This window comes from Nocardioides lijunqiniae (assembly GCF_015024225.1).
GTDB classification, from domain to species: domain Bacteria; phylum Actinomycetota; class Actinomycetes; order Propionibacteriales; family Nocardioidaceae; genus Nocardioides; species Nocardioides lijunqiniae.
This window is the reverse complement of sequence record NZ_JACJGM010000015.1, coordinates 106,848-119,807: the sequence shown is the minus strand read 5'-3', so window position 1 is coordinate 119,807 and position 12,960 is coordinate 106,848. Positions and strand designations below refer to the sequence as shown.

11 protein-coding genes are annotated in these 12,960 nt (G+C 74.5%); 6 read left to right on the top strand and 5 right to left on the bottom strand.

Going from position 1 to position 12,960, the window contains the following annotated elements; genetic code table 11:
• Positions 1-78: 78 nt before the first annotated feature.
• The 3 genes from purF (at position 79) to IRQ30_RS11250 (ending at position 3,081) form a co-directional block, all read left to right on the top strand.
• Complete coding sequence (purF, locus tag IRQ30_RS11260) at positions 79-1,629, top strand: amidophosphoribosyltransferase (protein WP_193612953.1); 1,551 nt, start codon at positions 79-81, stop codon at positions 1,627-1,629.
• 13 nt (positions 1,630-1,642) lie between these two features.
• On the top strand, positions 1,643-2,731 hold the full coding sequence (gene purM / locus IRQ30_RS11255) for a phosphoribosylformylglycinamidine cyclo-ligase (protein WP_338089661.1): 1,089 nt from the start codon (positions 1,643-1,645) through the stop codon (positions 2,729-2,731).
• Positions 2,732-2,895: 164 nt separating this feature from the next.
• Positions 2,896-3,081: a DUF3073 domain-containing protein gene (locus tag IRQ30_RS11250; RefSeq protein ID WP_134740188.1), complete on the top strand. Its 186-nt coding sequence runs from the start codon at positions 2,896-2,898 to the stop codon at positions 3,079-3,081.
• A gap of 137 nt (positions 3,082-3,218) precedes the next feature.
• Here the strand turns inward: IRQ30_RS11250 and IRQ30_RS11245 are convergent, their stop codons facing one another.
• The 4 genes from IRQ30_RS11245 to IRQ30_RS11230 all read right to left on the bottom strand — a co-directional run bounded on the left by IRQ30_RS11245 (position 3,219) and on the right by IRQ30_RS11230 (position 11,404).
• Entirely contained in the window at positions 3,219-4,307 is a 1,089-nt protein-coding gene (locus IRQ30_RS11245; protein WP_193612951.1) for a Leu/Phe/Val dehydrogenase, read from the bottom strand.
• Positions 4,308-4,523: 216 nt separating this feature from the next.
• On the bottom strand, positions 4,524-7,715 hold the full coding sequence (locus IRQ30_RS11240) for a response regulator (protein ID WP_193612950.1): 3,192 nt from the start codon (positions 7,713-7,715) through the stop codon (positions 4,524-4,526).
• Between the two features lie 19 nt (positions 7,716-7,734).
• A complete protein-coding gene (locus IRQ30_RS11235) occupies positions 7,735-9,084 on the bottom strand; it encodes a hypothetical protein (RefSeq protein ID WP_338089660.1) in 1,350 nt (449 codons plus the stop codon).
• Between the two features lie 7 nt (positions 9,085-9,091).
• On the bottom strand, positions 9,092-11,404 hold the full coding sequence (locus IRQ30_RS11230; protein WP_193612949.1) for an aminotransferase class III-fold pyridoxal phosphate-dependent enzyme: 2,313 nt from the start codon (positions 11,402-11,404) through the stop codon (positions 9,092-9,094).
• 67 nt (positions 11,405-11,471) lie between these two features.
• Here IRQ30_RS11230 and IRQ30_RS11225 point away from each other — a divergent pair, with 67 nt between their 5' ends.
• Positions 11,472-11,723, top strand: a complete 252-nt coding sequence (locus IRQ30_RS11225; protein ID WP_193612948.1) for a hypothetical protein — start codon at positions 11,472-11,474, stop codon at positions 11,721-11,723.
• A gap of 6 nt (positions 11,724-11,729) precedes the next feature.
• On the opposite strand, the gene IRQ30_RS23785 is transcribed toward IRQ30_RS11225, so the two are convergent.
• Positions 11,730-11,861, bottom strand: coding sequence for a hypothetical protein (locus IRQ30_RS23785; RefSeq protein WP_264674597.1), 132 nt, complete (start codon positions 11,859-11,861; stop codon positions 11,730-11,732).
• 210 nt (positions 11,862-12,071) lie between these two features.
• Here IRQ30_RS23785 and IRQ30_RS11220 point away from each other — a divergent pair, with 210 nt between their 5' ends.
• Together IRQ30_RS11220 and IRQ30_RS11215 are read left to right on the top strand one after the other, a co-directional pair.
• Positions 12,072-12,458, top strand: coding sequence for a hypothetical protein (locus IRQ30_RS11220; RefSeq protein ID WP_193609426.1), 387 nt, complete (start codon positions 12,072-12,074; stop codon positions 12,456-12,458).
• Positions 12,458-12,958 (top strand): hypothetical protein, encoded by a 501-nt coding sequence (locus tag IRQ30_RS11215; RefSeq protein ID WP_193612947.1) that lies wholly within the window; start codon positions 12,458-12,460, stop codon positions 12,956-12,958. Before IRQ30_RS11220 ends, IRQ30_RS11215 begins: the two co-directional genes overlap by 1 nt.
• Positions 12,959-12,960: the final 2 nt, after the last annotated feature.

The following is a 12,960-nucleotide window of genomic DNA, read 5'->3' as shown; positions in this document are numbered from 1 at the left end:
TCGTCCCCATACGTCGTCTGGCTCCGCCATGCTACGGGCGAAGCCGCGGTTCGGGCCCGCATCTCCTAGAATCACCTCGTGCCCTACCTCAGCAGTCGTGGCCAGCGCCTCGGCGGAGACGGCCGGCTCACCGCGGCGCTCGACCCGCAGGACCAGGGACCCCAGGACGCCTGCGGGGTCTTCGGGGTCTGGGCCCCGGGCGAGGACGTCGCGAAGCTGACCTACTTCGGCCTCTACGCCCTCCAGCACCGCGGTCAGGAGTCCGCCGGGATCGCGGTGAGCAACGGCCGCCAGATCCTCGTCTACAAGGACATGGGGCTGGTCTCGCAGGTCTTCGACGAGACGACGCTCGACTCGCTCAAGGGTCACCTCGCGATCGGCCACTCGCGCTACTCCACCACCGGGGCGAGCACCTGGCAGAACGCGCAGCCGACGTTCCGGCCCACGGCCGACGGCTCCATCGCGCTGGGCCACAACGGCAACCTGATCAACACCGCCGAGCTCGCCCAGCTCGTCGAGGACCTCCCGGCGGACCCCGGCGAGCTCGACCTGCACGCGCGCAACGTGGAGTCCTCCACCAACGACACCGGGCTGGTGACGGCGCTGCTCGCCCACCACCCCGACACCTCGCTCGAGCAGCGCGCGCTCGAGGTCCTGCCCCTGCTGAAGGGCGCGTTCTCGTTCGTCTGGATGAACGAGAACACCCTCTATGCCGCCCGCGACCCCCAGGGCATCCGGCCGCTGGTGCTCGGCCGCCTGGACCGCGGCTGGGTCGTCGCCTCCGAGGACGCCGCGCTGGCCACGATCGGTGCCAGCGTCGTCCGCGAGGTCGAGCCGGGCGAGATGCTGGTCATCGACGACCAGGGCCTGCGCTCGCACACCTTCGCCGCGCCCGAGCCCAAGGGCTGCGTCTTCGAGTACGTCTACCTCGCCCGCCCCGACGCGACGATCGCCGGGCGCAGCGTCCACGAGTCGCGCGTCGAGATGGGCCGCGAGCTGGCCCGCCAGTACCCCGTCGAGGCCGACCTGGTGATCCCGGTGCCGGAGTCGGGCACGCCCGCCGCCGCCGGCTACGCCGAGGAGAGCGGCATCCCGTTCGGCCAGGGCTTCGTCAAGAACGCCTACGTCGGCCGGACGTTCATCCAGCCCAGCCAGACCCTGCGCCAGCTCGGCATCCGCCTCAAGCTCAACGCCCTCGAGCACATGATCCGCGGCAAGCGGATCGTCGTCGTGGACGACTCCATCGTGCGCGGCAACACCCAGCGCGCCCAGGTGCGGATGCTGCGCGAGGCCGGCGCCCTCGAGGTGCACGTGCGGATCTCGAGCCCGCCGGTGAAGTGGCCGTGCTTCTACGGCATCGACTTCGCCACCCGCGCCGAGCTGATCGCCAACGGGCTGACCCCCGAGGAGATCGCCGCCAGCGTGGGCGCCGACAGCCTCGGCTACATCTCCCTCGACGGCATGATCGCCTCGACCAAGCAGGAGAAGACCCGGCTCTGCACCGCCTGCTTCACCGGCGAGTACCCCATCGAGCTCCCGGACGCGAGCCTGCTCGGCAAGCACCTGCTCGAGTCCAGCCTGAGCTCCCCGACGTTGGGCAAGGCGCTCCCCGTCCTCAACAACCCCTGATCGGATGCCCGACGTGAGCGAGACTCCCGCCGCCCCCTCCTCCTCTCGCAGCGCCTACGCGGAGGCCGGCGTCGACATCGAGGCCGCCGACACCGCGATCGAGCTGATGAAGGGCTGGGTCGAGAAGGCGCGTCGTCCCGAGATGATCGGCGGGCTCGGCGGGTTCGCCGGCCTCTTCGACGCCTCCGCCCTCAAGGCCTACGAGCGGCCGCTGCTCGCGACGTCGACGGACGGCGTCGGCACCAAGGTCGCGATCGCCCAGGCCATGGACGTCCACGACACGATCGGCTACGACCTCGTCGGCATGGTCGTCGACGACCTGGTCGTCTGCGGCGCCGAGCCGCTGTTCATGACCGACTACATCGCCTGCGGCCGCGTCGTGCCCGAGCGGATCGCCGCCATCGTCAAGGGCATCGCCGAGGCGTGCGTCGAGGCCGGGTGCGCGCTCGTGGGCGGCGAGACCGCCGAGCACCCCGGCCTGCTGGCCCCCGACGAGTACGACGTCGCCGGCGCCACGACCGGCGTCGTCGAGGCCGACCGGCTGCTCGGCCCCGGCCGCGTGCGCCCCGGTGACGCGGTGATCGCGATGGAGGCCAGCGGCCTGCACTCCAACGGCTACTCCCTGGTGCGCCACGTCCTGCTGACGACCGCCGGCTGGGCGCTCGACAAGGACGTCCCCGAGCTCGGTCGCACGCTCGGCGAGGAGCTGCTCACCCCGACGCGCATCTACGCCAAGGCGTGCCTGGCGCTGGCGGACCGGGTCGAGGTGCACGCGATGTCGCACGTCACGGGCGGCGGCCTCGCCGCCAACCTCGCGCGGGTGATGCCCGTCGAGCTGATGGCGACCCTCGAGCGCGGCACCTGGACCCCTCAGCCGGTCTTCGACCTGGTGCGCGGCGTCGGCAAGGTCTCCCAGCCCGACCTCGAGGCCACGCTCAACTGCGGCGTCGGCATGGTCGCGATCACCGCCCCGGGCGAGATGGACCGGGCGATCGAGGTGCTCGCGGGCTTCGGCATCCGGGCCTGGGTCGCGGGCGAGGTGAGCGTCGATCCCGAGCAGTCGGGACGGGTCGTGCTGGAGGGCCAGCACCCCGGTTGGTGAGCCTCCAGGCCCCGCTGAGCGCTCGGCAGGGCGAAATCCGGGCGGACATGGCACCCGGGCGTGCGGGAACAGCCAGGCAGCAGGTAGCGTTGGCCCCACGAGAAATCTTTGAGACAGCCCGGGAGCCATGGTTGCCCCGGCCGACTTGCGAGGGGGCTGACCCTATGGGGCGCGGCCGAGCTAAAGCCAAGCAGACGAAGGTCGCACGCGACCTGAAGTACCGCACTCACGAGACGGACTTCGGGGCGCTCGCCAGTGAGCTGCACAGTGACAGCGGCGTCAAGGACGAGCCGGTCGATCCGGAGGTCCTCGAGAAGTGGGCCGACGTCATCGAGCCGTCGCGCGACTGACGCACCCCTCGTCGCGCTGCCGGGTTCGCCCGGGCGCGGGAGTTTCACCGGGTACCCGGTGAAACTCACGCTTCCCGCACGAAGCTTCGTACGGGAAGCATGAGTTTCTCGACCCCGGTGTGACGCGTGACCTCAGGTCAGCGCGGGAGCCACACGCCGCGCAGGCGGCCGACGTCACGCATGCGGCGCTCGGCGAGGCGGTCGGCGGCGGTCGCGGGCGGTACGCCGTCCGCGGCGGCCAGCTCGAAGACCGTGCGCGTCGTCTCGAAGATGCCGGTGGCGCGCTGGTGCGCGCGGTCGAACGAGAAGCCCTCGAGCTCGTCGGCCACCTGGATCAGGCCGCCGGCGTTGACGCAGTAGTCGGGCGCGTAGAGGATCCCGCGGTCCTCCAGCGCCTTCTCGACGCCCGGGTGCGCGAGCTGGTTGTTGGCCGCGCCGCAGACGATCCGCGCCGACAGCACGTCGACGACCTCGTCGGTGAGGGCACCGCCCATCGCGCAGGGCGCGTAGACGTCGAGCGCGCCCGCGACCAGCTCCTCGGTCGTGGCGGCGACGCGGACGCCGGGCAGCTCCTCGACCAGCCGGGCGACCGACGGCTCGTGCACGTCGGTCACGACGACGTCGGCGCCGTCCTCGACGAGGTGTCGGGCCAGGTGGCGCCCGACCTTGCCGACGCCGGCGATGCCGACGGTGCGGCCGTGGAGCGAGTCGGTGCCCCACGCGACCGTCGCCGCCGCGCGCATGCCCTGGAACACGCCGTACGCCGTGAGCACCGAGCTGTCGCCCGCGCCGCCGTGGGCGGTGGTGCGGCCCGTGACGAACGAGCACTCGCGGGCGATGTCGTCCATGTCGGGCGAGTACGTGCCGACGTCGCAGGCGGTGTAGTAGCGACCGTTGAGCGACTGCACGAAGCGCCCGTAGGCCCGCAGCAGCGCCTCGGTCTTCAGCGTGGCGGGGTCGCCGATGATGACGGCCTTGCCGCCCCCGAGGTCCAGTCCGGCGAGCGCCGCCTTGTAGGACATCCCCCGCGAGAGGTCGAGCACGTCGCGCACCGCGTCGGCTGTGGAGGCGTAGGGGTAGAAGCGGGTGCCGCCCAGGGCGGGGCCCAGGGCGGTGGAGTGGATGGCGACGATGGCCTTGAGGCCGGTGGCCGGGTCGTTGGCGAAGACGACCTGCTCGTGCTCGGCGCCGAGGTCGAAGACGTCGACCGGGGTGCGTTCAGACATGGGTTGCGTCCGTTCTGGTGTCGCGGCCGCGCGGGTGGGCGGTCCTGGTGGAGGTGGGGCCGCAGGGGTGGCGCAGCCCACATTCGTCACCCTAACGGCTGCGCGCGCGGCCGATTCTCGTGCGCCCGGTCAAGAAAGCGCCCGGCCGTTGGTCGCGTCGCCCAGCCCGTCGTCCAGCCCGTCGTCCGGCCCTCGCCGGACCGGCGTCCGGACGGCTCAGGCCGGCGGCTCGGCGTCCGCGAGCGCGGCGACGCCGGTGACGACGGACGCGGCGAGCGCGTCGAGGAGCGGCCCGATCCCCTCCACCGAGCCGGTGCCGGCGTAGGTCTCCACCGCGCCGGCGGCGGCGCCCACCTGGAGCAGGCCGAGGTTGAGGGCGCTGCCCTTGAGCTGGTGGGCGGCCGCCTCCGCGCCGGGGGCGTGGTCGCTGGCGACGGCCTCGCGGACCTCGGCGAGCGCGAGGTCGACGCGGGCCAGGAACGCCGCGCGGGTGCGCTCGAAGAAGCTGACCCCGTCCTTGACGAGCGAGCCGAGCATCGCGACCCGGGCCGGGTCGAGCACGACGTCGCCCGGCCGCTCCTCCGGCGCCGCGTCGGCCGGTCCCGACGTCCGTGCCGCCGGCACCCAGCGGACCAGCGCGCGCGCCAGCTGCGAGGGGTCCACCGGCTTGGTGAGGAAGTCGTCCATGCCGGCCTCGAGGCAGCGCTCGCGCTCGCCCTCGAGCGCCGAGGCGGTCATGGCGATGATCGGGACGCGCCGCTCCTGCTCGGTGGCGCGGATCGCGCGCGTGGCGTCGTAGCCGTCGAGGAGCGGCATCCGGCAGTCCATGAGCACGACGTCGTAGTCGTGGTCGGCGCGCAGCCGCTCCACGGCCTCGACGCCGTTGCCGACCACGTCGACCTTGCAGCCGAGCGCCTCCAGCAGGCCGGTCGCGACCATCTGGTTGACGGCGTTGTCCTCCACCACCAGGGCGCGCACGCCCAGCGGCGCGACCGACGGGGCGCGGGTCGGCGAGGGTCGCGGGGCCTCCCCGACCACCACGAGCAGCAGGGCGTCGTAGAGCTCGGAGAAGCGCACGGGCTTGGTGAGCGTCGCGGCGATGCCCGAGGCACGGGTGCGGCCGGAGGACACCGCCTGGTCGCGCGTCAGCAGGAGCAGGGGCGGCGCGAACGGCACGGCCGCACGGATCCGGGCGGCCAGCGCCAGCCCGTCCGTGGCGTCCAGCGTCAGGTCGAGCAGCACCGCGTCGAACGGCGCGTGCTCGGCCGCGGCGCGCTGCACCGCGGCCAGCGCCTCCTCGGCGGTCGCGGCCGGCACGCAGGTGAGGTGCCAGGACCCCAGCTGCTCCAGCAGCACCGAGCGCGAGGTGTCGTTGTCGTCGACGACGAGCACCCGCCGCCCCCGCAGCGGGTACGTCGCACCGGCGAGCTCGCCGCGCGCCGGCTGACCGGGAGCGGCCAGGCCCATGCGCGCGGTGAACCAGAACGTGCTGCCCCGCCCGGGGGTGCTGTCGAACCCGATCTCGCCACCGAGCGCGACGGCCAGGCGCTGGGAGATGGCCAGGCCGAGACCGGTCCCGCCGTGCTGGCGGGTCGTGGACAGGTCGGCCTGGGTGAAGGCGTCGAACAGGCCGACGCGGTCGGACTCGGAGATGCCGATGCCGGTGTCGGAGACCTCGACGCGCAGCAGCAGGTCCTCCTCGGTGCGCTCGGCGACCGAGGCGCGGATGGCCACCTCGCCGCTGTCGGTGAACTTCACGGCGTTCGATCCGAGGTTGGTGAGGATCTGCCCCAGCCGCACCGAGTCGCCGTTGACACGGACCGGGACGTCGGGGTGGCAGGCCACGACGAGCTCGAGGCCCTTCTCGTGCGCGGGTCCGGCCAGCACCGCCGCGGTCTGCTCGAAGACCGAGCGGATGTCGATGTCGGCCGCCTCGAGCTCCAGCTTGCCGCTCTCGATCTTCGACAGGTCGAGGATGTCGTTGATCAGGCTGAGCAGGGTCAGGCCGGCGCCGCGCAGACCCTCGGCGAGGCGTCGCTGCCGCTCGTCCAGGTCCGTGCGCAGGAGCAGGTCGTTGAGCCCGATGACGCCGTTCATCGGGGTGCGGATCTCGTGGCTCATCGTCGCCAGGAACTCCGACTTCAGCCGGGAGGCCTCCATCGCGCTGTCGCGGGCCGCCGCCAGGTCGGCCGCGCTGCGCTCGCGCTCGGCGACGCGGCTCAGCTGGTCGACGACCTGCTGGATGAGCTCGCGCGACGTCTCGTCGGGAGGCACCTCGTCGGCCACCAGCTCGATGACGCAGGCGACCTCCGGCCCCCCGACGACCGGGACGGCCACGAGCGTGTGCGTCTCCTCGTGGCCCGGGAGCGGCATCATCTCCATCACCCCCGAGCGCCAGCTGCGCTCGGCGAGCTCGAGGTCGGGACCCGGGAGCCAGGAGCCGGGCGCCAGGGGCAGGGGGAGCGTGACGAGCGGGCCGTCGGGGTCCGCGCGCACCAGCACGCAGAGCGGGTCCCAGCCGCTCGTCCCGTCGAGTGCGTCGGCGGCGTGGCCGAGCGCGTCGCCGAGGCTGCTCGACTGGTTGGCGGCCTCGGCCATCTGCCGCAGCAGGTGCAGCCGCCGCGTCGCCTCCGCGGCCTGGGACCCGGCGCGGACCAGGTCGGTGATGTCCTGGGCCGTGCCGCGCATCCGCACGGGAGCGCCGTCGTCGCCACGCTCGACGACGCCGAGCCCGCGCACCCAGCGCTCGCCGCCGTCGGCCCGCGTGATCCGGGCCTCCCAGCCGAAGCTGTCGGGGCTGTCGGGGCCGGCGAAGGCCGCCGCGATGGCCGCCTCCACCTCCGGCCGATCGTCGTCGTGGATGTGCCCCAGGAACGCGTCGTACGTCGCCTCGAACTCGCCGGGCCGCAGGCCGTAGATCCGGTGCAGCTCGTCGGACCACCAGATCGTGTCGGGCCCGATGTCCCACTCCCAACTGCCCAGGTGGGCCAGCGACTGGGCGGCGGCGAGCTGGTGCTCGCGGTCCTGCAGGGTGTCGAGCAGGCTCTTGCGCTCGGCGTACTCGCTGATCCGGTGCAGCCAGCCCAGGGTCGCGCCCTCGGGGGAGCGCAGCGGCGCCCAGCTCACGAGGGTCCAGACGCGGGATCCGTCGGCGCGGACCACGAGGGAGTCGAGGTTCTGCTCGCCGGGATGACCCTCGCGCATCTGCCGCAGGTGCTCCGCCAGCTGCTCGCGGCCCTCCTCGTCGACGACGTCGAGGAGCGTGAGGGAGGCGAGGTCGTCGCCGGGGCGGCCGACGATCTCGGCCATGCGGGGGTTGGCGAAGAGGGTGACGCCCTGGGCGTCGACGACCCACAGCCCGTCCGGGCTCTGCGCGGCCATGCTGTGGAGCAGGTCCTGCGTGGTCACCATCACGTCCCTCCCGCCCCTATCTTGCGCCCCCGACCCCCGTGGTGGGTGCATCCCCGGAAAGCGGGCCCCGTGCGACGACGACGTCGCCGTGGCTCCCGTACCCGATCAGGGGCCCGCCGTACCGGGTGCCGTCGAAACCGACGAGCAGCAGCTCGTCGCCCCCCTCGCGGACGGGCAGCAGCGTCGGCCACGGGATGTTGGAGTGGTACGGCGCGTCCAGCGTGCCGACCTCGCGGAGGTCGAGGTCCAGCACGGGGTAGCGCGCGCGCTGCCCCGACCTGCCCTCGCGGCCGTCGCTGGCCAGCAGGTGCCACCGCCCGCCGAGGCGGGCCAGCGTCGGGCCCTCCGTCGCCCGCCGCCGGTCGGAGGCCGCGCGCAGGGTGAGCGTGTCCAGGTCGGGACCACCGGCGAGGACGGGGTGGAAGACGAAGAAGCGGCGGGCGCTGACGTAGGCGACGAGCCAGGTGTCGCCGTCGCGGACCAGGTGGGGGTCCCAGACGCCCGCGGAGCGCAGGCCGGTCGTGGGCAGGGCCAGCGGCCGGGTGTCGAGCACGTGCCGGCCCCGGGTGACGTCGGTCGTCGTCTCGGCGAGCGTGACGCCCACGGTCGCGCCCCGGGCGGCACGGTCGAAGTCGCCCCACGTGCTCGTGGCGACCAGCCAGGTGCCGCCGTCGCGGACCAGGTGCGTGGCGTGGTCGCCGAACACGCCCGGGCGGTCGTGGCGCCGGAAGAACAGGTCGCCGCGGTGACGCAGCACGAGCCGCTCGGGGTCCAGGCCCCACACCGAGGTGTGGGCGGTGTCGAAGAAGCCCGGTCCCGCGCTGGTCGCCGTGAGCAGCGCCTCCGCGCCGTCGCGGTACGCCGTGCCGTCGGCGTGGGTGACCAGGCGCAGGTCGCGCAGCCCGAGCTGGCCGAAGCCGCCCGCGCGCACCTCCCCGACCGGGCCGTCCGTCCCGGACCCCAGCCCGGCGAGCCACGTCTCGTCGCGGGTGTCGACGCGGCCGCCGAGGTCGACCCGTCCGCGCGCCGTCCACACCCCGCGCTCGCGACCCAGGACCGTCGCGTGGGTGCCGGTCAGCGTCAGCGCGACGGCCTCGAGGGGCCCCTCGGGTCTCGCGCCGCGGCGGCTGCGGTGCCGGGTGGTGCGGCCGCCGGCGGTCACCGCCAGCGCCAGGCCGTCGTCGTCGTCGTACGTGCCTACCAAGCGGGTGTCGCCGCTCGTCAGCTCGAGCGTGACTGGGCCCGGGCCGGCCACCTCGGCCTGCACGGCGACGTACGGCGCGACGCCGGCGACCTCGCTGCCGGGCACGACCAGGTCGACCGGTCGCAGGCGGGCGACCGTCTCGAAGCGGGGCAGACCCGTCACGCGGCGCTCACCTCGCAGCCACGACGTGGGCGCGCAGGTCGCCGAGCACGTCGTCCAGCGCGGCCACGAAGAGGTCGGCGTGCTCGGTCTCCCAGACCAGCGGCGGGCGCACCTTCAGGACCACGCCGCCCGGTCCGGTCAGGCCGGCCAGGACACCGCGCTCGACCAGCCCGGCCAGGACGTCGCGTGCGTGGTCGCGCCCGGCGAGCAGGTCGACGCCGGCGAGCAGGCCCGTGCCGCGCACCTCGCCGACGGCGTCGTGCCGAGCCGACAGCCCCCGCAGGCCGGCCCGCAGGTGCTCGCCGACGGCGACAGCGCGCTGGGGGAGTCGCTCGTCCTCCAGGACGTCGAGCACCGCGTTGCCGGCGGCCGCCGCCACGGGCGTGGCCGCGAAGGTCGAGAAGTACTCGTAGCGCCGGGCGAGCACGTCGGCGATCTCGCGTCGCGTGATGACCGCGCCGACGGGGTAGCCGGCGCCCATCGGCTTGCCGAGGGTGACGATGTCGGGGGTGACGCCGGCGAGCGCGAAGCGCCACAGCAGGGGCCCGGTGCGGCCGTAGCCCACCTGGACCTCGTCGGCGAGGTAGAGGGCGCCGGCCTCGTGGGCGCCGTCGACGAGCCCCTGGAGGTAGGAGGCCGGGGCGTCGCGCACGCCCTCGCTGGTGAACCCGCTGTCGGCCAGGACCAGCGCGGCGCGGTGACCGCTCGCCGCGAGCTCCGCGGCCGCGTCGCGCACCCGGCCCGCCGCGACCTCCGCGGTCAGTGCGCCGGCCGGACCGTACGGCGCCTCGAAGAGCGCCACCCCGTCGGGGCGGTGACCCTCGGGCCACTCGTTGGGGCTGAGGTCGGCCATCCAGCGGGTGCTGCCGTGGTAGGCGTGGCGCGCGATGACCGCGCCGTCACCGCCGGTCGCCTCCGTGGCCAGGCGCCAGGCGAGCTCGTTGGCCTCGGTGCCGGAGGTCGTGAAGAGGACGGTGTCCAGGCCGTCGGGCATGGTCGCGACCAGGCGCTCGGCGAGCCGGACCACCCCGGGGTGCAGGTAGCGGGAGTGGGTGTTGAGCCGCCCGAGCTGGCGGGTGACGGCCTGGGTGACGGTGGGGTGCGCGTGCCCGACCACGGCGACGTTGTTGTAGGCGTCGAGCATCCGGCGGCCGTCGGCGGTCACCAGCCACGGCCCCTCGCCGCGCACGACCTCCAGCGGCTGCCGGTAGAAGAGCGGCGACAGCGGGCCGCCCATGACGGCCGCCCGGCGGGTGCCGAGGTCGCCGTCGAGGTGCGGCGCGGCGGTGCCGGCGAGGCGGTGCATCCGGTCGCGCAGCCCGGCAGGCGTCAGGGTGGCCAGCTCGGCGAGGACGCGCGCGTTCGCGTCGTCGTACTGCGTGATGTAGGTGAGGTTGTCGGTGTGCTCGGCGGCCCGGGTGCGCGAGATCAGGGTCGAGACGGCCAGCCGGGCCAGCACCAGGTCGCCGAGCACGGCGACCTCCTCGGCGGTGAGTGGCGACCGGCGCTGGTAGCCGCGCAGCACCGCTGCGGCGAGGTCCCAGAGGGCGACGGTCTGTGGGCCGGAGTTGCGGAGGACGGCGGTGAGGGTCACGGCGAGGTCGGCGACGCGCGCGGTGTGGTGGACGTCGCCGAAGTCGATGACGCCGGTCACGCGGCCGTCGCGGGCCAGCACGTTGGTCAGCGTCACGTCGGCGTGCTGGACGCCCGACGGCAGCGCGGCGCACGCGCGCAGCGAGTCGCCCACCCGCTCGGGCAGCCCGGCGAGCACCGGCTCCCGCGCCGCGTCGAGCACGCCGGAGCCCAGCGCGCCCGCGACCACGTCGGGCAGGCGTCGTACGTCCCAGTCGAGGCCGCGGCCCCCGGCGGCCGGGTGGAAGAAGCCCTGCAGGGCGACGCTGGTGCGGGCCGCGAGCGCGCCCACCTGCTCGGCGAGGGGGACGGTGAGGCTCGTGCCCTCGAGGATCTCGCCGGGCACCACGGTGACGACACGGGCCAGGCAGGGTCGGCCGGTGTCGTCGGTGGTCTCCAGGAGCGGCGCGCGGGCGGTCGTAGGCACGGTGCGGGGCGCCACCAGGTCGGGGTCGGTGGCGGCGACGTGCGCCATCACCGCGACCTCCAGCTCGATGCTCTCGCGGGGCTCGGCGGGGTTGGAGACCTTGAGCACGTGCTCGTCGCCGACCAGCGCGTTGAGGTCCCGCTCGCTGGGCAGCGCCCGCACCCGCGCACCGCCGAGGTCCCACCCCCGGTCCAGCAGCCGGGTCACCGTCTCGGCGGCCAGCTCCGGGGCCGGCTCCTGCAGCACGTCGTCGAGCGTCATGGCCCCATCCTGTCGGAGCCACCCGTTGGGGCGGGTGTGCAGGCGGGGGAGCGGGGTACCCGCGAGCATGACCTTCACCGGCCCCCTTCGCGAGCAGGCCCGCTCCCACCTCCACCAGGTGGGCGGCGACTACGACCCCGCGGGCGAGGTGAACCTCCCCGGGTTCGCCGGCAGCATGACGGCATACGGCGTCGCGGTCACCGCCCTGGCGGCGCTGGCCCGCGCCCGCGGCGAGCAGGCGCCGGAGCGGTTCGCGGTGGTTGACCTCCTCGTGGGCGGCGTCGCCGCGCACAAGCTCACGCGGCTGCGCGCCGACTGAGCGGGCTCAGCCGAGCTCGACCAGGATCTGCGGGACCTGCGCGGGCAGCTCGCGGGCGAGGTATCGCGACCGCGAGCTTGCCCCCGCCCGCTCGCAGTGCTCCGTCCTCGGGTCGCTGTCGACGCTGGCGGTACCCATGCCGCTCGCTGCGGATGCAGGTCGGGCGCGGCCGGCGGCCGGTGACGTTTCACCAAGGTATGCAGGGAAGACGACACTTCCCGTGCGCTGCAGCCCGAGGGAAGTGACGCTTCGCCTGCATCCCTTGGGGAAACTGCGCCCGGCGCCCCGCGCCCCCGGCTGTGGAGGAACCGGTGACGCCGGGGGCGGCGTCGGTTAGCGTCTCTGGCCATGAGGCGGGTGCCGCATGAGAACGTCGCGACGGTGCTGGTCGCGCCGTCCGCGCTGCGCGACCTCGAGCTGGACCTGATGGCGCTCGACCTGTGGGTGTGGCCGGTGGCCACGGCGCCGGTGCACGAGGACGGGCCGCGGGCGGCGTTCCAGCTGCGGCGCCGGCTCGTCGAGGCCCGTCGAGGGGCGTGGGACGCCGCGGCCGAGTGGGTGCCGGTGTGGGTCGCGTTCGGTGCCAGCTGGCGCAGCGGCGACGAGCCGCTGCCCTGGGCCGCCCACCACGCCCTCTACGCCGCCCTCGACGAGCACGCCGAGCACGTCCGCTACCGCCGCGGGCTGGGCGGCGTGCGCCGGCTCGAGGTCACCCGCGAGCGGGAGGCCGGATAGTGCCCGACCCGACCCACGACGTCGACCGCCCGCTCAACCTCCGGCCCAGCCGCCGCCCGCTGCTGGTGCGGCTCGCGCTGCCGGTGCTGCTCGTCGGCTGCGCGGCCGTGCTGTTCGGTGCGCCCGTGTGGCTGTTCATGCACGGCGCCGCGAGCGGCTGGGTCGAGGACCGGGCGGTCACCGCCGCGGTCGCCGACGACGCCCGGTGCCGCACCGGCCCGCCGCCCGGCAAGCCGACCACCTGCGAGGCCACCTGGGGGTCCACCGACGGCGACGTCAGCAACCGCTACGGCGGACCGTCCCCGGAGGCAGGCGAGGAGGTGGGTGCGCGGGCCGTCTCCGACGACCTGGCCCTCACCGGCTTCAACCCTGTGCTCCTCGCCTGGGCGCGTGTCTCCCCGCACCTCACGATCGCCGGGGTGGTCCTGCTCGCCGTCGTCACCGCGGTCCTGACGCGGTTCGACCCGCGCTGGTGGTCCCGCCGCACCGACCTCACCTGACC

Coding starts and splice junctions, on each gene's coding strand:
- IRQ30_RS23785 (WP_264674597.1), bottom strand. CDS start 11,861: ATGGGTACCGCCAGCGTCGACAGCGACCCGAGGACGGAGCACTGCGAG.
- IRQ30_RS11220 (WP_193609426.1), top strand. CDS start 12,072: ATGAGGCGGGTGCCGCATGAGAACGTCGCGACGGTGCTGGTCGCGCCG.
- IRQ30_RS11225 (WP_193612948.1), top strand. CDS start 11,472: ATGACCTTCACCGGCCCCCTTCGCGAGCAGGCCCGCTCCCACCTCCAC.
- IRQ30_RS11245 (WP_193612951.1), bottom strand. CDS start 4,307: ATGTCTGAACGCACCCCGGTCGACGTCTTCGACCTCGGCGCCGAGCAC.
- IRQ30_RS11230 (WP_193612949.1), bottom strand. CDS start 11,404: ATGACGCTCGACGACGTGCTGCAGGAGCCGGCCCCGGAGCTGGCCGCC.
- IRQ30_RS11250 (WP_134740188.1), top strand. CDS start 2,896: ATGGGGCGCGGCCGAGCTAAAGCCAAGCAGACGAAGGTCGCACGCGAC.